The sequence below is a fragment of the Sphingomonas citri genome, from assembly GCF_019429485.1.
Lineage (GTDB): Bacteria > Pseudomonadota > Alphaproteobacteria > Sphingomonadales > Sphingomonadaceae > Sphingomonas > Sphingomonas citri.
In genome coordinates this window covers 246,356-266,511 of sequence record NZ_JAHXZN010000005.1, presented here as the reverse complement: position 1 = coordinate 266,511, position 20,156 = coordinate 246,356, and the positions used below count along the sequence as shown (strand labels likewise).

Below are 20,156 nucleotides of genomic sequence, written 5' to 3'. Positions count from 1 at the left end.
TTTGAAGGATTGACCCGCCTAGCCCGCTGAAGCAGTCGTACGTAGGGCGAGTGATCCGGTCCTTTGACCGGAGATACCGCGTACACTCCGCTGACCATGTAACCGCAGTTTTCCGCGGTTGGTGACCCCTACGGGGCTCGAACCCGTGTTTCAGCCGTGAAAGGGCCGCGTCCTAACCACTAGACGAAGGGGCCCCTAGGGCGGCAGCTCGGTTACGAACAAAGCGCGGGGCGGTCAAGCCGGTTCGCCGCACCGCGCCTCACACCGCCCAGGCGGCGTCGTCGAGGTGGAGCTCGGCGGCACCGCGGCCGCTCCACTCGTCGATGCGCGCGCGCCCCGCCAGCCACAATCGCCGCGACGGTCCCGCGGCGAGCAGCGCCTGACCGAGCGCGGTGTCGGCGGCGCGGAAGGCCATTGCCTTGAGGCTGCGTCCGTCGTCGCCGGCGACGATGGCGCGGACATGACCGTTGCCGACCACGTCTACCTTGATCGCGCGCACCGGGCCAACCGCGACGCGCGGGGCGGGCCAGCCGCTGCCATACGGACCGCCCGCCTCCAGCGTCTCGACCAGCGCCGCGGTGACGCCGCCGGGTGCCAGCACCGAGTCGACCAGCAGCGCGCGGCCGGCTTGTGCGGTGGCGACAGTGTCGGCCAGCCGGTCCTCGATCCACTCGGCGAAGGCAGGGACCTGATCGGCCGCGATCGTCAGCCCTGCTGCCATGGCGTGGCCGCCTCCTGCCAGCAGCAGCCCCTGCTCGCGCGCGGCCAGCACCGTGGCGCCGAGGTCGACGCCGGTGATCGAGCGACCCGATCCCTTGCCGACGCCGCTCTCGTCGAGCGCGATGACGATCGCGGGGCGCCCGGTCTTCTCCTTGAGCCGGCCCGCGACGATCCCGATCACGCCGGGGTGCCAGCCGCTGCCGGCAACGACGCCGACCGCACGGTCCTGGTGGAGCAGCGCCTCGGCGGCTTCCTGCACCATCGCCTCGATCGCGCGGCGCTCCTCGTTGAGCCGGTCGAGCTCGGCCGCGAGCGTGCGTGCCTCGACCGGGTCCTTCGTGGTGAGCAGCCGTACGCCGAGATCGGCGCGGCCGACGCGGCCGCCCGCGTTGATCCGCGGTCCCAGCGCGAAGCCGAGATCGGTCGCGGTCGGCGGGCGGGTCAGTCGTGCCGCGTCGGCGAGCGCCGCCAGGCCGATGTTGCGGCGCTGCGCCATCACCTTGAGCCCCTGCGCGACGAAGGCGCGGTTGAGCCCGCGCAGCTGCGCCACGTCGGCGACGGTGCCGAGCGCGACGAGGTCGAGCAGCTCGAGCAGCTTCGGCTCGGTGCGCGCGGCGAAATGACCGCGCGCGCGCAGCAAGCGCAGCAGCGCCGCGCCGAGCAGGAAGGCGACGCCGACCGCCGCGAGATGGCCGTGCGCGGCGCCATCGGTCTCGTCGCGGCGGTTGGGGTTCACCACGGCGTGGGCGCGCGGCAGCTCGGTGGCGCATTGGTGGTGATCGACCACGATGACGTCGGCACGCGCCGCGGCAAGCGCCTCGAACGCCTGCGCACCGCAGTCGACCGTGACGATCAGCGTCGCGCCCTCGGCAGCGAGGCGTTCCATCGCCGCCACGCTGGGGCCATAGCCTTCGGTCAACCGGTCGGGGATGTAGACCCGCGGCTCGCGCCCGAGCGCGCCGAGCAGCCGCGCCAGTAGCGCCGACGAGGTCGCGCCGTCGACGTCATAGTCGCCGAACACCGCGACCTGCTCGCCCGCCACCACTGCGTCGGCGAGCCGCTCGGCGGCGGCATCCATGTCGCGGAAGATCGACGGATCGGGCATGAAGACGCGAATCGACGGCGCCTTGTGCGCGTCGAGCCCTTCGCGCGGGCAACCCCGCGCCAGCAGCAATTGGGTGAGAAGGTCGTCGGGGACGAACCGCTCGCGCTGGTCGGCCGCCAGCGCGCGCCAGCGCCAGGGCTGGCCGAGGATCGAGCGCTCGACATCGAGTACGTGACGCATCACGAAGCTCCTACCGCAGGGCACAGGGGCAAGTCACGCGCCGCAAAGCGAGCGAGAAAATTCGCGCATGAGACATTGTAACATCGTGGCGCATCACCTAATTGACGCCGCATGTCGTCGTCGCCCGTCCCTCGCAGCGAGCGCCCCGGTCGGATCGACCGCTGGGCGATCTGGCTGTCGGCGGCGTGCGTCGTCCACTGCCTCGCCACCACGGCGGCGGTGGCGCTGCTGTCGACGGCGGGCGGGCTGCTCGGCAGTCCGCTGATCCACGAGGTGGGACTGGTGCTCGCGCTCGCGCTCGGGCTGCTCGCTTTCGGGCGGGGCGTGCTGGCGCACCGGCGGCTGCTGCCGGTCATGCTCGGCGGCGGCGGGCTGGCGCTGATGGCGGCGGCGATCGTCGTGCCGCATGGGGACTCGCACGCGGTCGAGTCGCTGCTGACCATCGCGGGGGTCGTGCTGCTGGCAGCAGGGCATACGGTCAATCGTCGCGCGCACGGCTGAGCCGGCGCTTGCTGCGCGGGCATACCGCGCTTAATTTGGATCGACCATGGCGCATCGTCACCACGAACCCGAGGGCGCGGACCTCCTGGCCGCCGCGCGCAGCACGCTCGAGCGATCGGGCGAGCAGTGGACCGCGATGCGCGAGAGCGTCTACGCGGCGCTGAGCGGCTTCGCTAAGCCGGCCTCGGCCTATGACATCGCGGAGGAAGTGTCGCGAAGCCAGGGGCGGCGGATCGCCGCCAACAGCGTGTATCGGATCCTCGACCTGTTCGTCGCGGCCAACCTGGCGCAGCGGGTGGAGAGCGCCAACGCCTATGTCGCGAACGCCCATCCAGGCTGCCGCCACGACTGTATCTTCCTGGTGTGCGACGGCTGCGGCACCACCACCCACCTCGACGACGACTCGCTCACGCGCGGTTTGCGCGACGCCGCCGCGGCCTCGGGCTTCGCCGCCGAGCGGCCGGTGATCGAGCTGCGCGGGCGCTGCCGCGACTGTGCCGCCGCCACGCACTGAACCGCCGATTCCGGTAATCGACAGGCTGATGTCGCTCAGCTATTCCGCGTAGATGGCTGATGCCCCCGATACCCCGCTGCTCGACACGGTCGAGACGCCCGACGCGCTCCGCATCCTGAAGCCCGACCAGCTCCGCCAGCTCGCCGACGAGCTGCGCCAGGAGACGATCTCCGCCGTGGGTCATACCGGCGGCCATCTCGGCTCCGGCCTGGGCGTGGTCGAGCTCACCGTGGCGATCCACTATGTCTTCGACACGCCGCGCGATCGGCTGATCTGGGACGTCGGCCACCAATGCTATCCGCACAAGATCCTGACCGGGCGGCGCGACCGCATCCGCACGCTGCGGCAGGGCGGGGGGCTCTCGGGCTTCACCAAGCGCAGCGAGAGCGAATACGACCCGTTCGGCGCGGCGCACAGCTCGACGTCGATCTCGGCCGCGCTCGGCTTCGCCACCGCCAACAAGCTGAGCGGCGCCCCCGGCAAGGCGATCGCGGTGATCGGCGACGGCGCGATGTCCGCTGGCATGGCCTATGAGGCGATGAACAACGCCGAGGCGGCGGGCAACCGGCTGGTCGTGATCCTCAACGACAACGACATGTCGATCGCGCCGCCGGTGGGCGGGCTGTCGGCCTATCTGTCGCGCATGGTGTCCAGCCGCGAGTTCCTCAGCGTGCGCGAGCTGATGAAGCGGCTCGCGCGTCGGCTGCCCCGGCCGTTCCACACCTCACTACGCAAGACCGACGAATATGCCCGCGGCATGACGATGGGCGGCACGTTGTTCGAGGAGCTCGGCTTCTACTATGTCGGGCCGATCGACGGCCACAATCTCGACCATCTCATTCCCGTGCTTGAGAACGTGCGCGACGCGGCGGAGGGGCCGATCCTCGTTCACGTCGTCACCAAGAAGGGCAAGGGCTACGCGCCCGCCGAGAACGCCGCGGACAAGTACCACGGCGTGCAGAAGTTCGACGTGATTACCGGCACCCAGGCCAAGGCGCCGCCGGGGCCGCCGGCCTATCAGAACGTCTTCGGCCAGGTGCTCAGCGCCGCGGCGGACAAGGACGAGCGGATCTGCGCGATCACCGCGGCGATGCCCTCGGGTACCGGGCTCGACCTGTTCGCCAACGCGCACCCGGAGCGCTTCTTCGACGTCGGCATCGCCGAGCAGCACGCCGTGACCTTCGCCGCCGGCCTCGCCGCGCAGGGCATGCGGCCGTTCTGCGCGATCTACTCGACCTTCCTCCAGCGCGCCTACGACCAGGTGGTGCACGACGTCGCGATCCAGAACCTGCCGGTACGCTTCGCGATTGACCGCGCCGGGCTGGTCGGTGCCGACGGCGCCACCCACGCGGGCAGCTTCGACGTCACTTATCTCGCCACGCTGCCCAACATGGTGGTGATGGCGGCGGCGGACGAAGCCGAGCTGGCGCACATGGTGCAGACCTGCGTCGAGCACGACTCGGGACCGATCGCGGTGCGCTACCCGCGCGGCAACGGCACCGGCGTGGCCGTTCCCGTCGAGCCGAAGGCGCTCGAGATCGGCAAGGGGCGCGTCGTGCGCGAGGGCAAGAAGGTGGCGATCCTGTCGCTCGGCACGCGGCTGGGTGAGGCGCTCAAGGCGGCCGACGCGCTCGACGCCAAGGGCCTCTCCACCACGGTGGCCGATCTGCGCTTCGCCAAGCCGCTCGACGAGGCGTTGGTCCGGCGCCTGCTCACCTCGCACGAGGTGGCGGTGACGATCGAGGAGGGCGCGATCGGCGGCCTCGGCGCGCACGTGCTGACGCTCGCCTCGGACGAGGGGCTGACCGACGCCGGCCTGCGCATCCGCACGATGCGGCTGCCCGACCTGTTCCAGGATCAGGACAAGCCCGACGTCCAGTACGCCGAGGCGGGGCTCGACGCCGACGCGATCGTGCGCACCGTGCTGACCGCGCTGCGCTACAACGAGGCGGGCGCGATCGCGCGCGCCTGACTTGGGCGTGACCGGCTGGGAGAAGGTCGGCGCGCTCACCGCGCTGTACGTGATCGGCATGCTTTGGGCCAACTGGCTGATGGTGCGGCGCGTGCGCGGCGCGGTGGCAGCGCGCGCGGCCTGGACCGCGGCGGACTTCGATGGCTGCTTCACCGAGCTCGACCCGCGCGTCGCGCCGGCGGTGCGGGAGGCGCTCGTGCCGTACTATGGCGCCGGCGTGGTGCCGCGGCCGGAGGACACGCTGCGTCGCTTCCTCAAGCTCGATCGCGCGGAGGTGGAGGACGTGGCGCTCGATGCGGGCGCGCGGCTCGGGCTGTCGACGGCCGTCGAGCGGGACGCGCTGCTGGTGGCGGACCTGCCCGACGTGGCGGCGCTCGTGCGGTATCTCGGAGAGAGAGCGAGGCCGTCCTAGATCCTTCCCGCGAGCGGGGAGGACCTTAGGGCCGGGATCGCCGACCGCTTACGCGCGCAACTCGGTTCGCGCTCACGCATTCCGAAGTCCGCGACGCCCGAATGTTGAGTAAGTTGAGTCGATGATGCAGCATGACTCAACATCCGCGGCTGGGTCGGCGCACGTCTCCGCTATATCGACAGTGAGAAAGAGCGCTGCGATCCTCGCACGGCCTCACCGATGTAGGACAGACGAGGCTTGCCAACGACGCCTAGGCGCCGTATCGTTTAACGCGTTAAACGGAGGTGCGGTTGCTCGGCGTCAGGCTCGACACGGAATTGGAGGAGCGGCTCGCCGCGGTCGCGCGCACGCAGGGCCGTAGCAAAAGCGACATCGCGCGCGAGGCGGTGCGGCGGTATGTCGAGCTGCACGACGAGGCGTTCCGGCGCGAGGCGCGGCGCCAGTCGCAGCGCGCCTCGCGCCGCGACACGCAGCAGGACTATGCCTTCTGGGAGACGATCGAGGCGGAGGATTCGGCATGGCGGTGACGCTGGCCGAGCAGGCGAGCGCCACACCCGAGGCCGCGCCCACGATCACGCACGGCGCCATCGTCGAACTCGCCGCGCCCGAGGACGCGGCCGGCGGCCCGCGCGTGTGCGTCGTCGTGCAGGCCGACTTGTTCAATGAGACCCACGCCACCGTCACGCTCTGCCCGCTCACCGCGGTGGTGGGGGGCGAGTCGTTGTTCCGCGTCGCGATCTCGCCGCAGGAGCATACCGGGCTGATGGTCGAGTGCGAGGTGCAGGTGGACCGCATCACCTCGGTGCGTCGCCATCGCATCGTCAGGGTGATCGGCCACGCCTCGGCGACCCGCATGGAGCAGGTCGACCAGGCGCTGCGCCGCTGGTTAGCGCTTTAAGTACAATTGGATAGGGACCGAATATGACTCCGATCGTGAAGTCCATCCTCGACAAGTACGAGGCCACCAGCCCGGCCATCAAAGCCAATCTCGCCCGCATCCTGATGCACGGCAGGCTGGGCGGCACGGGCAAGCTGATCATCCTGCCGGTCGACCAGGGCTTCGAGCACGGTCCGGCGCGCAGCTTCGCCGTCAACCCGCCGGCCTACGACCCGCACTATCATTACCAGCTCGCGGTCGACGCCGGCCTCTCGGCCTACGCCGCGCCGCTCGGCTCGCTCGAGGCCGGGGCGGACACGTTCGCGGGGCGGATCCCGACCATCCTCAAGCTCAACAGCTCGAACAGCTGGGCGACGCGCAACGCGCAGGCGCAGACCGGCAGCGTCGAGGACGCGTTGCGGCTCGGCTGCGCCGCGATCGGTTTCACCATCTATCCCGGCTCGGAGGACATCTTCGAGTCGATGGAGCAGATTCGCGGGCTGCGCGAGGAGGCCGCGGCGGCGGGGCTCGCCACCGTGATCTGGAGCTATCCGCGCGGCGGCAAGCTCAGCAAGGACGGCGAGCTGGCGCTCGACGTCGGCGCCTATGCCGCGCACATGGCGGCTCTGCTCGGCGCGCACATCATCAAGGTCAAGCTGCCGACCGCGCATATCGAGCAGCCGGAGGCGCAGAAGGCCTATGAGGGCACCGACTGGTCGCACCAGGCCGATCGCGTCCGCCACGTCGTCCAGTCCAGCTTCGCGGGGCGACGCATCGTCGTGTTCTCGGGCGGCGCGGCCAAGGGGATCGACGCGGTCTACCAGGACGCGCGCGACATCCTGGCGGGCGGCGGCAACGGGTCGATCATCGGCCGCAATACCTTCCAGCGCGAGCGCGGCGAGGCGCTGGCGATGCTGGAGAAACTGGTCGCGATCTATCGCGGCGAGGGGTGAGGGGGCTCTAGCGCTTAGTCAAACTTGTCCGTCGACCCGGACTTGTCCCCAGATCCACCCGTCCGCCAGAGCAGCGCCTGCAATCTTCGCGGCTCAGTGGATTCCGGACTAAGTCCGGGGTGACGGACGGTAAGGAGATGGGCTCATTCCTCCGGTGGATCGGTGGCACATTCGTCACGTCCCCCGGCGAAGGCCGGGGCCCAGGTGGGAAGGTCGCGGTGGATCTTACTGAGCGTCCCCCAACTGGGCCCCGGCCTTCCCCGGGGCACGCGAGGCGGGGGCTGACACCGAAAGCACGACCGCTTCCCCCCGCGTTCCCGACCCGCTAGTCGCACGCACATGACAGACGACCCGCTCGGCCCGCTCGACCCTGATTTCGCCGTCAACTTCCAGCGCGACGATCGCCGGCCGCCGTGCCAGCTCTACCTCATCTCGCCGCTCGACGTTACCGGCGCCTTCCCCGACCGGCTCGCGCGCGCGCTCGACGCCGGCCCGGTCGCGGCCTTCCAGTTCCGCGTCAAGGATGTGGACCAGCACCAGGCGGCGCGGCTGGCCGAGCCGCTCCAGCGCCTCTGCGGCGAGCGCGACGTCGCCTTCATCGTCAACGACAGCGTCAGCCTCGCCAAAAGGCTCGGCGCCGACGGCGTGCACCTCGGGCAGGAGGACGGCGACCCGCGCGAGGCGCGTGCGATCCTCGGCCCCTCGGTCCAGATCGGCGTGACGTGCCACGACAGCCGCCACCTCGCGATGGAGGCGGGCGAGGCGGGCGCGGACTATGTCGCGTTCGGCAGCTTCTACTCCACCACCACCAAGGAGGTGAAGCACCGCCCCGAGCCGGTGATCCTGTCATGGTGGTCGGCGGTGTTCGAGCTGCCCGCGGTCGCGATCGGCGGGATCACGCCCGCTAATGCCGCGCCGCTGGTCGCCGCGGGCGCCGATTTCCTCGCCGTGTCGGGTGCGGTGTGGGGCGGCGACGAGGCGGCGGCGGTGCGCGCCTTCGCCGATGTGCTGGAGCCGCGCCGCGGCTGAGTCGTTACGCCTCTCACACGGTCGTGAGAGGTGGTGTCGATGCGTTCCAAGTTCCTTCTGACCGCGGCGGTCGCGGCGTTGAGCCCTCTGGCCGCCGCCGCGCAGGCGCCCGCCGCCGCGCCGCCGCTCGACCGCGACATCCTCCACGTCCAGGTGATCCTCGACCATCTCGGCTTCGCGCCCGGTATCCTCGACGGGCGCGGCGGGCAGTCGCTCGAGCTCGCGCTGCGCGGCTTCCAGGAGAGTCGCGGGCTGCCCAAGACGGGCAAGCCCGACGCGGCGACGATGCGTGCGCTCTACCCCTATCGCGCCGCGCGGCCGACCGTCACGATCAAGCTGACCGCCGATATGGTGCGCGGTCCGTTCCTCGGCGCGATCCCGCACGACTATAATAAGCAGGCCGAGCTGCCGACGCTCGGTTACCGCTCGCCGATGGAGAAGCTGGCCGAGATGTTCCATACCACCCCCGCGGTGCTGATGGCGCTCAACTCGCCCGCGACGCGGATCGCGCAGGGCGCGACGGTGACCTTCCCCAACGCGCTGCCGACTTCGCGCAACTACCCCGGCGACATCAAGCCCGAGTGGCGCCAGACGCTGACCATGCTCAACGTCGACGCCGCCTCGCCGCAGGGCGACAGCATCGTCGTCGATAAGTCCGAAGGCTCGCTGCGCGTGCTCGACAAGGCGGGAAAGCTGATCGCGCAATTCCCGGTGACGACCGGCAGCCAGCATGATCCGCTGCCGCTCGGCACGTGGAAGATCCTGGGCAAGGACTATAATCCCAAGTTCCACTACAATCCGGCCTTGTTCTGGGACGCCAAGAAGAACGACGAGAAGGCGATGCTGCCGCCGGGACCGAACGGGCCGGTCGGGGTGGTGTGGATCGATCTCTCCAAGCCGCATTACGGCATCCACGGTACGCCCGAGCCGGCGACGATCGGTCGCAGCGAGAGCCACGGCTGCATCCGCATGGCGAACTGGGACGTGGCACGGCTGACGCTGATGATCGGCAACGGCGCCAAGGCGGTGTTCCAAGCGTGAGGCGCGCGTGACGAAGCTCGGCTGGGGCATACTGGCGCTGATCGTCCTCGCGGTGGCGGGTTTCGTGTCGCTGCTCGAGCCGCGTCGGCCCAGGCGGGCGAGTGCCGGCGTGCCGGCGGTCTCCGCCACACCTGCCGCGGCGCGGACGCTCGCGGCGGCGGTGCCGGGCAAGTTGCTCGTGCCCGTCGCGGGCGTGGCGCGCGCCACACTGCGCTCGTCCTGGGGCGACGCGCGCGGCGGCGGCACGCGCGGGCACCAGGGGCTCGACATCATGGCGCCCGCCGGCACGCCGGTGCTCGCCGCCGCGGACGGGCGGATCGAGAAGCTGTTCCAGAGCGGGCTCGGCGGCACCACCGTCTACCAGCGCTCCGCGGACGGCGGGTGGGAGCTCTACTATGCGCACCTCTCCGGCTACGCGCCGGGGCTCGCCGAGGGGCAGGCGGTTCGCGCCGGGCAGGTGATCGCCTTCGTCGGCGACACCGGCGACGCCGGTCCGGGCAATTACCACCTGCATTTCGGCCTCAGCCGGATGCCCGCGGGCGCGCGCTGGTGGCAGGGCGAGCCGCGCGATCCCTATCCTTACCTTGCCGTCAGCCCCGCCAGCCGCTAGAGCCGCGCCACCCGGCGCCCCGCTCACCAGCGGCGGTGCCCCAGTTCTGTTGACATAGGCACAGCCCCATGAAGATCAGCGGCGTGGACATTCGTCCCGGCAATATCATCGAGTACGAAGGCGGCATCTGGCGCGCGGTCAAGATCCAGCACACCCAGCCCGGCAAGGGCGGGGCGTACATGCAGGTCGAGCTGAAGAACCTGCGCGACGGCCGCAAGAACAACGTCCGCTTCCGCTCGGCCGAGACGGTTGAGCGCGTCCGCCTCGACACCAAGGACTTCCAGTTCCTGTTCGCCGAGGGCGACGGACTGGTGTTCATGGACAAGGACACCTACGACCAGGTGACGCTGCCGCGCGACCTGCTCGGCGACGCCGCCGCCTTCCTGCAGGACGGGATGGACGTGGTGATGGAGCTCTACGACGAGGAGCCGATCAGCGTGCAGCTGCCCGACACGATTGAGGCGGTGATCGTCGAGGCCGACGCGGTGGTGAAGGGGCAGACCGCCTCGTCGAGCTACAAGCCCGCGATCCTCGACAATGGCGTGCGCGTGATGGTGCCGCCGCACATCAGCAGCGGCACGCGCATCGTCGTCGACGTCTACGAGCAGACCTACGTCCGCCGCGCCGACTGAGGTGCGACGTTCCCGCTCTCGACGAGGGCGGACGGGGTGAGGGGCGGCCCCAGCTAGTACCGCCCATGTTCCTCCGGCCCGGCATCCTCTCCGGGGCAGGGGGAGGAGAATGATCGCATGCCTTCCCATTCCGGCCTGTTCACGGTCATCGAGCGCGCCGCGCGCAAGGCCGCGCCGCGGCTGCGGCGCGACTTCAACGAGGTCCAGCACCTTCAGGTGAGCCGCAAGGGCCCCGCCGACTTCGTGAGCCAGGCCGATCAGCGCGCCGAGCGGACGCTGTACGACGAGCTCTCCAAGGCCCGGCCCGACTGGGGCTTCGTGATGGAGGAGGGCGGCACGATCGAGGGTGACCCGAGCAAGCCGCGCTTCATCATCGATCCGCTCGACGGCACCAGCAACTTCCTCCACGGCGTACCGCATTTCTGCATCTCGATCGCGGTCGAGGAGCCGCTCCCCAACGGCAAGCGCGAGATCACCACCGCGCTGGTCTATCAGCCGCTCACCGACGAGAGCTTCTGGGCCGAGAAGGGCCGCGGCGCCTGGCTGCAGGACCAGCGGCTGCGCGTGTCGTCGCGGCGCGACCCGTCCGAGGCGCTGGTGGCGACCGGAATCCCCTTCATGGGCCACGGCGACTTCGTGCAATGGACGCGGATCTTCGGCGCGGTGGCGCCGCAGGTCGCGGGCATCCGCCGGCTCGGCGCCGCCGCGCTCGACCTCGCCTGGGTCGCCGCGGGACGGTTCGACGCTTATTGGGAGAGCGACCTCAAGCTGTGGGACGTCGCCGCGGGCATGCTGCTGGTGAAGGAGGCGGGCGGCTTCGTCACCGACTTCCGCGGCGGCGACAAGCCGATCGAGCGCAACGAGTTCCTCGCCGCCAACGACGGGTTGCACTCCAAGCTCCACAAGATGGTGGCGCAGGCGCTGCGCTGAGCCGCCGGGCGACCGCGCCGCGTACCGGCGCGCCGCCAATTCACCTGCGATTCATTCTCACCGCCCGTGGCCTTGCCCCTCATGGGGCAGGGGTCTAGAGCGTCCGCATTCCATTCGCACCTGCGAGAGAGGCGAGAGAGACATAGTGGTCGATCTGTCGCAATATCTGCCGATCCTCCTGTTCCTGGGAGTGGCGCTCCTGCTGTCGAGCGCGTTCGTGTTCCTGCCGATGGCGGTCGCCAAGCTGACCGGCACCGCCAAGCCGACGCCGGAGAAGCTGTCCGAATATGAGTGCGGCTTCCCCGCGTTCGAGGACAGCCGCTCGCAGTTCGACGTTCGTTTTTATCTCGTTGCCATCCTGTTCATCATCTTCGATCTCGAGGCGGCGTTCCTATATCCTTGGGCGGTAAGCGTTTTCTCGCTCGGATGGACTGCATGGATCTCGATGATGATCTTCATCGCCGAACTCGCGCTCGGCCTGGTATACGCATGGAAGAAGGGAGCGCTGGAGTGGGAGTAGAGGCGCACTCCGGGCCGATCGGGCTCGTCAACAATCCCGAGCCCGCCGGCGGCATCGTCGCGCCCGATCAGGGTTTCTTCGATGGCCTCAACGGCGAGCTCAACGACAAGGGCTTCCTGGTCACGTCGACCGAGGAGCTCTTCCAATGGGCGCGCACCGGCTCGCTCTGGTGGATGACCTTCGGGCTGGCGTGCTGCGCGGTGGAAATGATCCACGTCAACATGCCGCGCTACGACATGGAGCGTTTCGGCGCCGCGCCGCGCGCCTCCCCGCGCCAGTCGGACGTGATGATCGTCGCGGGCACGCTCTGCAACAAGATGGCCCCGGCGCTGCGCAAGGTCTACGACCAGATGTCGGAGCCCAAGTACGTCATCTCGATGGGGTCGTGCGCCAACGGCGGCGGCTATTATCACTATAGCTACAGCGTCGTGCGCGGCTGCGACCGCGTCGTGCCGGTCGACATCTACGTGCCCGGCTGCCCGCCGACCGCGGAGGCGTTGCTCTACGGCGTGATGCAGCTGCAGCGGAAGATCCGCCGCGCCGGGAGCATCGAACGGTGAGGGCGCCCGCTCCCGCTTTCGCGGCGAACCTCAACGATGCGACGATCGAGTCCGCGCGCGGCGCGATCGGCGCCGGCCTGCTCGACGCGGTCGAGATCGCGGGCGAGGTGCAGCTGCACGTCACGCGCGAGGCGCTGGTGCCCGCGCTGACCGCGCTGCGCGACACGCCGGGACTCGAATATCAGCAGCTGATGGAGATCGCCGGCGTCGACTATCCGGATCGCGCGGAGCGGTTCGAGGTGGTCTATTGCCTGCTGTCGCTGACGCGCAACCACCGGCTCCACGTCCATGTCGGCGCGACCGAGGACACGCCGGTGCCATCGGTGACCGAGCTGTGGCCGGTCGCCGGCTGGCTCGAGCGCGAGGTGTATGACATGTTCGGCGTGCTGTTCGCGGGCAACCGCGACCTGCGCCGCATCCTCACCGATTACGGCTTCCGTGGCCACCCGTTCCGCAAGGACTTCCCGCTGACCGGCTTCGTCGAGATGCGCTACTCCGAGGAGCAGAAGCGCGTCGTGTACGAGCCGGTGAAGCTCGCGCAGGATTTCCGCACCTTCGACTTCATGAGCCCGTGGGAGGGCGCCGAGTACGTGCTGCCCGGCGACGAGAAGGCGAAGCTGCCGGAGGCGAAGGGCGCGCCGACCCCCGCGACCGCGACCGAGGTCCAGAAGGCCGGGGCGACCGAGACGCCGAAGCAGCCTGGCGCCGGCTCGAGCGAGCCGTACGCCAAGAAGGACGCGACCAGCACCGCCGATACGGGTGCGGGTCGCAGCGAATCCGCCGGCGCGCCCAAGCCGGCCGATCCCGACGTCGTGCCGACGAAGGGCGGAGGGCAGAACCAATGACCGACATGCTCATCGAGAAGGACCAGGCGGTCGACCGCGAGATGGATCCCGCGCTGGAGAAGATCGTCCACGCCACCGACGCCTCGCACCCGAGCGAGGGTGACGTCGCGATCCAGAATTACACGATCAACTTCGGCCCGCAGCACCCGGCCGCGCACGGCGTGCTCCGCCTCGTGATGGAGCTGGACGGCGAGATCATCGAGCGGATCGACCCGCACGTCGGGCTGCTCCACCGCGGCACCGAGAAGCTGATCGAGTACAAGACCTACGCGCAGGCGATCCCGTATTTCGACCGGCTGGATTACTGCTCGCCCGCGTGCATGGAGCACACGTTCGTGCTCGCGATCGAGAAGCTGCTGGATCTGGAGGTGCCGCTCCGCGCCCAGTACCTCCGCGTCTTCTTCGCCGAGCTGACGCGCATCTCCAACCACATGCTCAACCTGGGCTCGCACGTCATGGACGTCGGCGCGATGACGCCGAACCTGTGGCTGTTCGAGATCCGCGAGGATTGCTACGGCTTCCTCGAGCGGGCCACCGGCGCGCGGATGCACCACAATTATTTCCGGCCCGGCGGCGTCCACCAGGACGTGCCGCTGAAGCTGCTGACCGACATCGCCGACTGGCTCGACACGCGGCTGCCGCGGCTGTTCGAGGACGCGATCAGCCTGGTCGCCGACAACCGCATCTTCAAGCAGCGCAACGTCGACATCGCGACGGTGAGCCGCGAGGACGCCATTCGCTGGGGCTTCTCGGGGCCGATGATCCGCGCCGCCGGCATCCCCTGGGACCTGCGCAAGTCGCAGCCCTATGACGTCTACGATCGCATGGACTTCGACGTGCCGGTGGGCACGCGCGGCGACTGCTACGATCGCTTCATGGTGCGCGTCGAGGAGGTCCGCCAGTCGGCGCGGATCATGAAACAATGCCTCGCCGAGATGCCGGAGGGGCCGATCGCCTCGACTGACCGCAAGGTGGTGCCGCCCAAGCGTGCCGAGATGAAGCGCTCGATGGAGGCGCTGATCCACCACTTCAAGCTGTACACCGAGGGCTATCACGTCCCCGCGGGCGAAGTGTACGTCGCGACCGAGAGCCCCAAGGGCGAGTTCGGCGTGTATCTGGTGAGCGACGGCTCGAACAAGCCGTATCGCTGCAAGATCCGCCCGACCGCTTTCTCGCACCTCCAGGCGATGGACTTCATGAGCCGCGGCCACATGCTCGCGGACACCACCGCGATCCTGGGCGCGATGGATATCGTGTTCGGCGAGTGCGATCGGTGACGACGGCGGTCACCAACGAGCTGATCTACGCCGTCCTGCAGAAGATGCAGGGTGACATGGCGGAGCTGAAGTTCGACGTCCGTGACCTGAAGGTGCGGATGACGATGGTCGAGGAGCATCTCGGCAGCTCACTTATCGCGACGTCGGGCGTGAACAGTCGTCTCGATCGTCTCAATGATCGTGTCGAGCGGATCGAGAACCGCCTCGACCTTACGGAACACCGCTGATGGCCGACGCACCTACCATCCCCGACGAGGCCGAGACCCGCGCGCGCTGGGGCGCGTTCCAGTGGAACGACGACAGCCGCGCGAAGCGCGATGCGATCCTCGCGCGCTATCCCAGGGGGCGCGAGCAGTCGGCCTCGATCCCGCTGCTCGATCTCGCGCAGCGCCAGGTCGGCGCCGAGACGCAGACGCAGGGCTGGCTGCCCGTGCCCGTGATCGAGTTCGTCGCGCGCGAGATCGGCGTGCCGTACATGCGGGTGTACGAGGTCGCGACCTTCTACACGATGTTCAATCTCGCGCCGGTCGGCCGCTTCCACGTCCAGGTGTGCGGCACCACGCCTTGCATGCTGCGCGGCTCGGACGACGTGCTCGCGGCGTGCAAGAACAAGGGGCTGATCAAGGGCAAGACCACGCCGGACGGCCTGTTCACGCTCACCGAGGTGGAGTGTATGGGCAATTGCGCCTCGGCGCCGATGGTCCAGATCAACGACGACAATTACGAGGACCTCGACTATGATCGCACCGTCGCGATCATCGAGGCGCTCGCCAACGGCCAGACCCCAAAGCCCGGCACGCAGGAGCCCGGCCGCCACACCGTCGAGCCCAAGGGCGGCCCGACGTCGCTGACGGCGATGGTGACCGAGAACCACGATTATCGTGGGGAGTGGGCGTGATGGCTGAGATCGACATCGCCAGCCACACCTTGGAGCTGCTCAAGCGATTGAACAGCAAGATGGACTCGTTCGGCCTGGAATTGGGTGACCTGAAGATGCGCATGGCGTCGGTGGAGGACCATCTCTCCGGCCTCACCGTGTCGAACGCCGGGATCACGCATCGGCTGGACCGGATCGAGGGCAGGCTCGACCGGATCGAGCGCCGGATCGACCTGCGGGATGGGAACGCGTGATGCTCGCCGACAAGGACCGCATCTTCACCAACGTCTACGGCTATCAGTCGTGGCGACTCGACGCCGCGATGGCGCGCGGCGACTGGGACAACACCAAGGCGCTGCTCGAGCTGGGGCAGGATAAGATAATCGACGTCATCAAGGCGTCGGGTCTGCGCGGGCGCGGCGGGGCAGGGTTCCCGACCGGTACCAAATGGTCGTTCATGCCCAAGGAGCCCAAGCCCGACCGGCCGAACTTCCTGGTGATCAACGCCGACGAGTCCGAGCCGGGTTCGTGCAAGGATCGCGAGATCATCCGCCACGATCCGCACAAGCTGATCGAGGGCGCGCTCGTCGCTGGCTTCGCCATGCGCGCGCGGGCGGCGTACATCTACATCCGCGGCGAATACATCCGCGAGGCCGAGACGCTCTTCGCGGCGGTCGCCGAGGCATACGACAAGGGTCTCGTCGGCAAGAACGCCTGCGGCTCGGGCTATGACTTCGACGTCTTCGTCCACCGCGGCGCCGGCGCGTACATCTGCGGCGAAGAGACCGCGATGCTGGAGAGCCTCGAGGGCAAGAAGGGGCAGCCGCGACTCAAGCCGCCGTTCCCGGCTGGCGCGGGCCTGTACGGCTGCCCGACGACGGTGAACAACGTCGAATCGATCGCGGTGGCGCCGACGATCCTGCGCCGCGGCGCCGAGTGGTTCGCCGGCTTCGGCGCGGAGAACAACCGCGGCACCAAGCTCTTCCAGATCTCGGGCCACGTGAACACGCCGTGCGTGGTCGAGGAGGCGATGAGCATCCCGTTCCGCGAGCTGATCGAGAAACATTGCGGCGGGATCCGCGGCGGCTGGGACAACCTGCTCGCCGTGATCCCGGGTGGCTCGTCCGTGCCGTTGGTGCCAGCCAAGGACATCATGGACGCGCCGATGGACTTCGACGGCCTCAAGGCGGTCGGCTCGGGGCTCGGCACCGCCGCGGTGATCGTGATGGACAAGTCGACCGATGTGGTTCGCGCGATCAGCCGGCTGTCCTACTTCTACAAGCACGAGAGCTGCGGCCAGTGCACGCCGTGCCGCGAGGGCACCGGCTGGATGTGGCGGGTGATGGAGCGGCTGCGCACCGGTGACGCCGATATCTCCGAGATCGACATGCTCCAGCAGGTCACCAAGCAGGTCGAGGGCCACTCGATCTGCGCGCTCGGCGACGCCGCGGCCTGGCCGATCCAGGGGCTGATCCGCCACTTCCGCCCCGAGCTGGAACGCCGCATCAACGAGCGCAACGGAAACGGGGGCGACCTGGCCCCGATGCAGGAAGCTGCCGAGTAATGCCAAAGGTCAAAGTCGACGGAGTCGAGATCGAGGTGCCGCAGGGCGCCACCGTGCTGCAGGCGTGCGAGCTCGCCGGCAAGGAGATCCCGCGCTTCTGCTACCACGAGCGGCTGTCGATCGCGGGCAACTGCCGGATGTGCCTCGTCGAGGTGAAGCCGGGGCCGCCCAAGCCGCAGGCGTCGTGCGCGCTACCGGCCGCGGAGAACCAGGAGATCTTCACCACCACGCCGATGGTGAAGCATGCCCGCGAGGGCATCATGGAATTCCTGCTGATCAACCACCCGCTCGACTGCCCGATCTGCGATCAGGGCGGCGAGTGCGACCTGCAGGACCAGTCGGTTGCCTACGGCCGCGGCCACTCGCGCTACGCCGAGAACAAGCGGGCGGTGACCGAGAAGTACATGGGCCCGATCGTCAAGACGATCATGACCCGCTGCATCCAGTGCACGCGCTGCGTTCGCTTCGCCGAGGAGGTTGCCGGGGTCGAGGAGATCGGTGCGATCTACCGCGGCGAGAACATGCAGATCACCTCCTATCTCGAGGAGGCGGTCAGCAGCGAGCTGTCGGGCAACGTCGTCGACCTGTGCCCGGTCGGCGCGCTGACCAGCAAGCCCTATGCCTTCGAGGCGCGCCCGTGGGAGCTGCGCAAGACGCTGACGATCGACGTCATGGACGCGGTCGGCACCAACATCCGGCTCGACAGCCGGGGCCGCCAGGTGCTGCGCTGCGTGCCCCGCGTCAACGACGAGGTCAACGAGGAGTGGGCGACCGACAAGACGCGCCACGCCGTCGACGGACTGGTACGCAAGCGGCTCGACCGCCCCTATGTGCGGCGCGACGGCAAGCTCCACCCGGTGACGTGGGACGAGGCGTTCGCGGCGATCGCTTCGGTCGACCATGGCGGCTCGGTCGCGGCGGTCGCGGGCGATCTGGTCGACTGCGAGACGATGTTCGCGGCCAAGGCGCTGCTCAAGGAGCTCGGCTCGTCGCTGCTCGAGGGGCGGCAGACGGGCATGGACTATGACACGTCCAGCCTCGCCGCGGTGAACTTCAACACCACGATCGCGGGCACCGAGGAGGCGGACGCGATCCTGCTGGTGGGCAGCAACCTGCGCTGGGAAGCGCCGCTGGTGAACACGCGCATCCGCAAGGCGATCAAGAAGGGCGCCAAGGTCTTCGCGATCGGCCCCGAGACCGAGCTGACCTACAAGGTCGAGTGGCTCGGCGCCGACCTGGCGGTGCTCGGCAGCCTGCCGGAGCGCGTCACCGAGGCGTTCGGCAAGGCGGCCAAGCCGATGGTGATCGTGGGCGGCGCGGCGCTCAAGGGCGCGCACGGCGCGGCGCTCGGGCTGGTCGAGAAGCTGGGCCTCGTGAAGGATGGCTGGAACGGCTTCAACGTCGTCCACATGGCCGCGAGCCGGATGGGCGGGCTGATGCTCGGCTACGCGCAGAAGGCCGGGATCTCAGCGCTGTACGACGCGAAACTCAGCTTCTTCCTGGGCGCTGACGAGTGCGATCACGCGCGCTTCACCGGCTTCAAGGTCTATGTCGGCCACCATGGCGATCGCGGCGCGCACCATGCCGACGTGATCCTGCCGGCGGCGAGCTATGCCGAGAAGTCGGGCACCTACGTCAATCTCGAGGGGCGCGTGCAGCGCGGCGAGCGCGCGGTGTTCCCGCCGGGCGACGCGCGCGAGGACTGGACGATCTTCCGCGCGCTGAGCGAGAAGCTCGGTCGCACGCTGGCGTTCGACACGATCGACGAGCTGCGCGCGGCGATGGCGCTCGACTGCCCCGAGCTGGCGACGCTGGGTCTCAAGACCTTCGCGTGGAACCCGCCGGCGCTCGGCGGCAGCGCCGAGGGCGTGCTCGACGGCTATCCGATCAAGGACTTCTACCTCACCAACGCGATCTGCCGCGCGTCGCCGACGATGCAGCGTTGCTCGGCCGAGCTGGTCCATGGTGAGAGTTTCGCGGAGGCGGCGGAGTGACCAGCTTCTTCAACAATTCGCTGGGCCTGCCCTATGGCTGGGCGTGGTTCCTGGCGACGATCGTGGGCATCCTCGCCATCGCGCTGCCGCTGATGCTGTCGGTGGCGATGATCATCTACGCCGACCGCAAGATCTGGGCGGCCATGGCGCTGCGCCGCGGCCCCAACGTAGTCGGCCCGTTCGGGCTGCTCCAGTCGTTCGCGGACGGACTCAAGGTGTTCCTGCAGGAGACGATCGTCCCCTCGGCGGCGAACCGCGGGCTGTTCCTGCTCGCGCCGATCATCACCTTCACGGTCGCGCTGATCGTCTGGGCGGTGGTGCCGTTCCAGCCGAGCGTGGTGCTCGCCGACATCAACGTCGGGCTGCTCTACGTGCTCGCGGCCTCGTCGCTGGGCGTGTACGGCATCATCCTCGCCGGCTGGTCGTCCAACTCGAAATATCCGTTCTTCTCGGCGATCCGTGCCGCGGCGCAGATGGTGAGCTACGAGGTCGCGATCGGCTTCGTGCTGATCTCGGTGGTGATGTGGGCGGGGTCGTTCAACCTGACCGCGATCGTCGAGGCGCAGAAGGGGTTATACGGCTTCATCAACGGCTTCGGGTTCAACCCCTTGCTGTTCCCGATGAGCGTCGTGTTCCTGATCTCGTCGCTGGCGGAGACGCAGCGCGCGCCGTTCGACCTCACCGAGGCGGAGAGCGAGCTCGTCGCTGGCTACCAGACCGAGTACAGCTCCATGGCGTTCGCGCTCTACTGGCTCGGCGAGTACGCCAACGTGCTGCTAATGTGCACGCTCAACGCGACCTTGTTCTGGGGCGGGTACCTGCCGCCGCTCGACTGGGCGCCGCTGTACGTCGTGCCGGGGATCATCTGGCTCTTCGCCAAGATCCTGTTCTTCTTCTTCGTGTTCTCGTGGATCAAGGCGACGGTGCCGCGCTACCGCTACGACCAGCTGATGCGGCTGGGGTGGAAGGTGTTCCTGCCGCTGTCGCTGTTCTGGGTGTTCCTGGTGTCGGGCGTGCTGATGTTCATGCGCGTGGGAGTTTGA

23 protein-coding genes and 1 tRNA gene are annotated in these 20,156 nt (G+C 68.9%); 22 read left to right on the top strand and 2 right to left on the bottom strand.

From position 1 onward, the window contains the following. Nucleotides 1–119 precede the first annotated feature (119 nt). Together KZ820_RS15340 and recJ are read right to left on the bottom strand one after the other, a co-directional pair. Nucleotides 120–194, bottom strand: a tRNA-Glu gene (locus tag KZ820_RS15340). Between the two features lie 65 nt (nt 195–259). Next, entirely contained in the window at nt 260–2,005 is a 1,746-nt protein-coding gene (gene recJ, locus KZ820_RS15335) for a single-stranded-DNA-specific exonuclease RecJ (RefSeq protein ID WP_219749461.1), read from the bottom strand. Nucleotides 2,006–2,116: 111 nt separating this feature from the next. Here recJ and KZ820_RS15330 point away from each other — a divergent pair, with 111 nt between their 5' ends. The 22 genes from KZ820_RS15330 (at nt 2,117) to nuoH (ending at nt 20,156) form a co-directional block, all read left to right on the top strand. Beyond that, entirely contained in the window at nt 2,117–2,506 is a 390-nt protein-coding gene (locus KZ820_RS15330; protein ID WP_219749460.1) for a MerC domain-containing protein, read from the top strand. Between the two features lie 46 nt (nt 2,507–2,552). Further along, nucleotides 2,553–3,020, top strand: a complete 468-nt coding sequence (locus tag KZ820_RS15325; RefSeq protein ID WP_219749459.1) for a Fur family transcriptional regulator — start codon at nt 2,553–2,555, stop codon at nt 3,018–3,020. Nucleotides 3,021–3,072: 52 nt separating this feature from the next. Then, complete coding sequence (dxs, locus tag KZ820_RS15320; RefSeq protein ID WP_219749458.1) at nt 3,073–4,992, top strand: 1-deoxy-D-xylulose-5-phosphate synthase; 1,920 nt, start codon at nt 3,073–3,075, stop codon at nt 4,990–4,992. Nucleotides 4,993–4,999: 7 nt separating this feature from the next. After that, a complete protein-coding gene (locus tag KZ820_RS15315; RefSeq protein WP_219749457.1) occupies nt 5,000–5,404 on the top strand; it encodes a hypothetical protein in 405 nt (134 codons plus the stop codon). A gap of 284 nt (nt 5,405–5,688) precedes the next feature. Beyond that, nucleotides 5,689–5,931, top strand: a complete 243-nt coding sequence (locus KZ820_RS15310) for a ribbon-helix-helix protein, CopG family (RefSeq protein ID WP_219749456.1) — start codon at nt 5,689–5,691, stop codon at nt 5,929–5,931. Then, a complete protein-coding gene (locus KZ820_RS15305) occupies nt 5,922–6,302 on the top strand; it encodes a type II toxin-antitoxin system PemK/MazF family toxin (RefSeq protein ID WP_219749455.1) in 381 nt (126 codons plus the stop codon). The genes KZ820_RS15310 and KZ820_RS15305 overlap by 10 nt, the downstream gene beginning before the upstream one ends. 23 nt (nt 6,303–6,325) lie before the next feature. Next, entirely contained in the window at nt 6,326–7,234 is a 909-nt protein-coding gene (locus KZ820_RS15300; RefSeq protein WP_219749454.1) for a class I fructose-bisphosphate aldolase, read from the top strand. A 339-nt stretch (nt 7,235–7,573) separates the two neighbouring features. After that, a complete protein-coding gene (gene thiE, locus KZ820_RS15295; RefSeq protein WP_219749453.1) occupies nt 7,574–8,263 on the top strand; it encodes a thiamine phosphate synthase in 690 nt (229 codons plus the stop codon). A 39-nt stretch (nt 8,264–8,302) separates the two neighbouring features. Then, nucleotides 8,303–9,304, top strand: coding sequence for a L,D-transpeptidase family protein (locus tag KZ820_RS15290; protein ID WP_219749452.1), 1,002 nt, complete (start codon nt 8,303–8,305; stop codon nt 9,302–9,304). A 7-nt stretch (nt 9,305–9,311) separates the two neighbouring features. Continuing rightward, nucleotides 9,312–9,914, top strand: coding sequence for a M23 family metallopeptidase (locus tag KZ820_RS15285; protein WP_219749451.1), 603 nt, complete (start codon nt 9,312–9,314; stop codon nt 9,912–9,914). 68 nt (nt 9,915–9,982) lie between these two features. Continuing rightward, on the top strand, nt 9,983–10,546 hold the full coding sequence (gene efp, locus KZ820_RS15280; RefSeq protein ID WP_219749450.1) for an elongation factor P: 564 nt from the start codon (nt 9,983–9,985) through the stop codon (nt 10,544–10,546). A gap of 117 nt (nt 10,547–10,663) precedes the next feature. Then, nucleotides 10,664–11,476 carry an inositol monophosphatase family protein gene (locus tag KZ820_RS15275; RefSeq protein WP_183943119.1) on the top strand — a complete coding sequence of 271 codons (813 nt, stop codon included), beginning with the start codon at nt 10,664–10,666 and terminating at the stop codon, nt 11,474–11,476. A gap of 145 nt (nt 11,477–11,621) precedes the next feature. Beyond that, a complete protein-coding gene (gene ndhC / locus KZ820_RS15270) occupies nt 11,622–11,996 on the top strand; it encodes an NADH-quinone oxidoreductase subunit A (RefSeq protein ID WP_183919549.1) in 375 nt (124 codons plus the stop codon). After that, entirely contained in the window at nt 11,987–12,556 is a 570-nt protein-coding gene (locus KZ820_RS15265; protein ID WP_444547591.1) for a NuoB/complex I 20 kDa subunit family protein, read from the top strand. Before ndhC ends, KZ820_RS15265 begins: the two co-directional genes overlap by 10 nt. Continuing rightward, the gene (locus KZ820_RS15260) at nt 12,553–13,401 is read left to right on the top strand and encodes an NADH-quinone oxidoreductase subunit C (protein ID WP_219749449.1); all 849 of its coding nucleotides are present in this window, start codon (nt 12,553–12,555) and stop codon (nt 13,399–13,401) included. Before KZ820_RS15265 ends, KZ820_RS15260 begins: the two co-directional genes overlap by 4 nt. A 41-nt stretch (nt 13,402–13,442) precedes the next feature. Beyond that, on the top strand, nt 13,443–14,678 hold the full coding sequence (locus KZ820_RS15255) for an NADH-quinone oxidoreductase subunit D (RefSeq protein WP_183943531.1): 1,236 nt from the start codon (nt 13,443–13,445) through the stop codon (nt 14,676–14,678). Then, nucleotides 14,675–14,905, top strand: a complete 231-nt coding sequence (locus KZ820_RS15250; RefSeq protein ID WP_219749448.1) for a hypothetical protein — start codon at nt 14,675–14,677, stop codon at nt 14,903–14,905. Before KZ820_RS15255 ends, KZ820_RS15250 begins: the two co-directional genes overlap by 4 nt. Next, complete coding sequence (locus KZ820_RS15245; protein WP_219749447.1) at nt 14,905–15,576, top strand: complex I 24 kDa subunit family protein; 672 nt, start codon at nt 14,905–14,907, stop codon at nt 15,574–15,576. The genes KZ820_RS15250 and KZ820_RS15245 overlap by 1 nt, the downstream gene beginning before the upstream one ends. Beyond that, complete coding sequence (locus tag KZ820_RS15240) at nt 15,576–15,809, top strand: hypothetical protein (RefSeq protein WP_219749446.1); 234 nt, start codon at nt 15,576–15,578, stop codon at nt 15,807–15,809. The genes KZ820_RS15245 and KZ820_RS15240 overlap by 1 nt, the downstream gene beginning before the upstream one ends. Further along, the gene (gene nuoF, locus KZ820_RS15235) at nt 15,809–17,119 is read left to right on the top strand and encodes an NADH-quinone oxidoreductase subunit NuoF (RefSeq protein WP_219749445.1); all 1,311 of its coding nucleotides are present in this window, start codon (nt 15,809–15,811) and stop codon (nt 17,117–17,119) included. Before KZ820_RS15240 ends, nuoF begins: the two co-directional genes overlap by 1 nt. Further along, complete coding sequence (nuoG, locus tag KZ820_RS15230) at nt 17,119–19,113, top strand: NADH-quinone oxidoreductase subunit NuoG (RefSeq protein ID WP_219749444.1); 1,995 nt, start codon at nt 17,119–17,121, stop codon at nt 19,111–19,113. The genes nuoF and nuoG overlap by 1 nt, the downstream gene beginning before the upstream one ends. Next, nucleotides 19,110–20,156 (top strand): NADH-quinone oxidoreductase subunit NuoH, encoded by a 1,047-nt coding sequence (gene nuoH / locus KZ820_RS15225; RefSeq protein WP_219749443.1) that lies wholly within the window; start codon nt 19,110–19,112, stop codon nt 20,154–20,156. The genes nuoG and nuoH overlap by 4 nt, the downstream gene beginning before the upstream one ends.

Coding starts and splice junctions, on each gene's coding strand:
- recJ (WP_219749461.1), bottom strand. CDS start 2,005: ATGCGTCACGTACTCGATGTCGAGCGCTCGATCCTCGGCCAGCCCTGG.
- KZ820_RS15330 (WP_219749460.1), top strand. CDS start 2,117: ATGTCGTCGTCGCCCGTCCCTCGCAGCGAGCGCCCCGGTCGGATCGAC.
- KZ820_RS15325 (WP_219749459.1), top strand. CDS start 2,553: ATGGCGCATCGTCACCACGAACCCGAGGGCGCGGACCTCCTGGCCGCC.
- dxs (WP_219749458.1), top strand. CDS start 3,073: ATGGCTGATGCCCCCGATACCCCGCTGCTCGACACGGTCGAGACGCCC.
- KZ820_RS15305 (WP_219749455.1), top strand. CDS start 5,922: ATGGCGGTGACGCTGGCCGAGCAGGCGAGCGCCACACCCGAGGCCGCG.
- KZ820_RS15300 (WP_219749454.1), top strand. CDS start 6,326: ATGACTCCGATCGTGAAGTCCATCCTCGACAAGTACGAGGCCACCAGC.
- thiE (WP_219749453.1), top strand. CDS start 7,574: ATGACAGACGACCCGCTCGGCCCGCTCGACCCTGATTTCGCCGTCAAC.
- KZ820_RS15290 (WP_219749452.1), top strand. CDS start 8,303: ATGCGTTCCAAGTTCCTTCTGACCGCGGCGGTCGCGGCGTTGAGCCCT.
- efp (WP_219749450.1), top strand. CDS start 9,983: ATGAAGATCAGCGGCGTGGACATTCGTCCCGGCAATATCATCGAGTAC.
- KZ820_RS15275 (WP_183943119.1), top strand. CDS start 10,664: ATGCCTTCCCATTCCGGCCTGTTCACGGTCATCGAGCGCGCCGCGCGC.
- KZ820_RS15255 (WP_183943531.1), top strand. CDS start 13,443: ATGGATCCCGCGCTGGAGAAGATCGTCCACGCCACCGACGCCTCGCAC.
- KZ820_RS15245 (WP_219749447.1), top strand. CDS start 14,905: ATGGCCGACGCACCTACCATCCCCGACGAGGCCGAGACCCGCGCGCGC.
- KZ820_RS15240 (WP_219749446.1), top strand. CDS start 15,576: ATGGCTGAGATCGACATCGCCAGCCACACCTTGGAGCTGCTCAAGCGA.
- nuoF (WP_219749445.1), top strand. CDS start 15,809: ATGCTCGCCGACAAGGACCGCATCTTCACCAACGTCTACGGCTATCAG.
- nuoG (WP_219749444.1), top strand. CDS start 17,119: ATGCCAAAGGTCAAAGTCGACGGAGTCGAGATCGAGGTGCCGCAGGGC.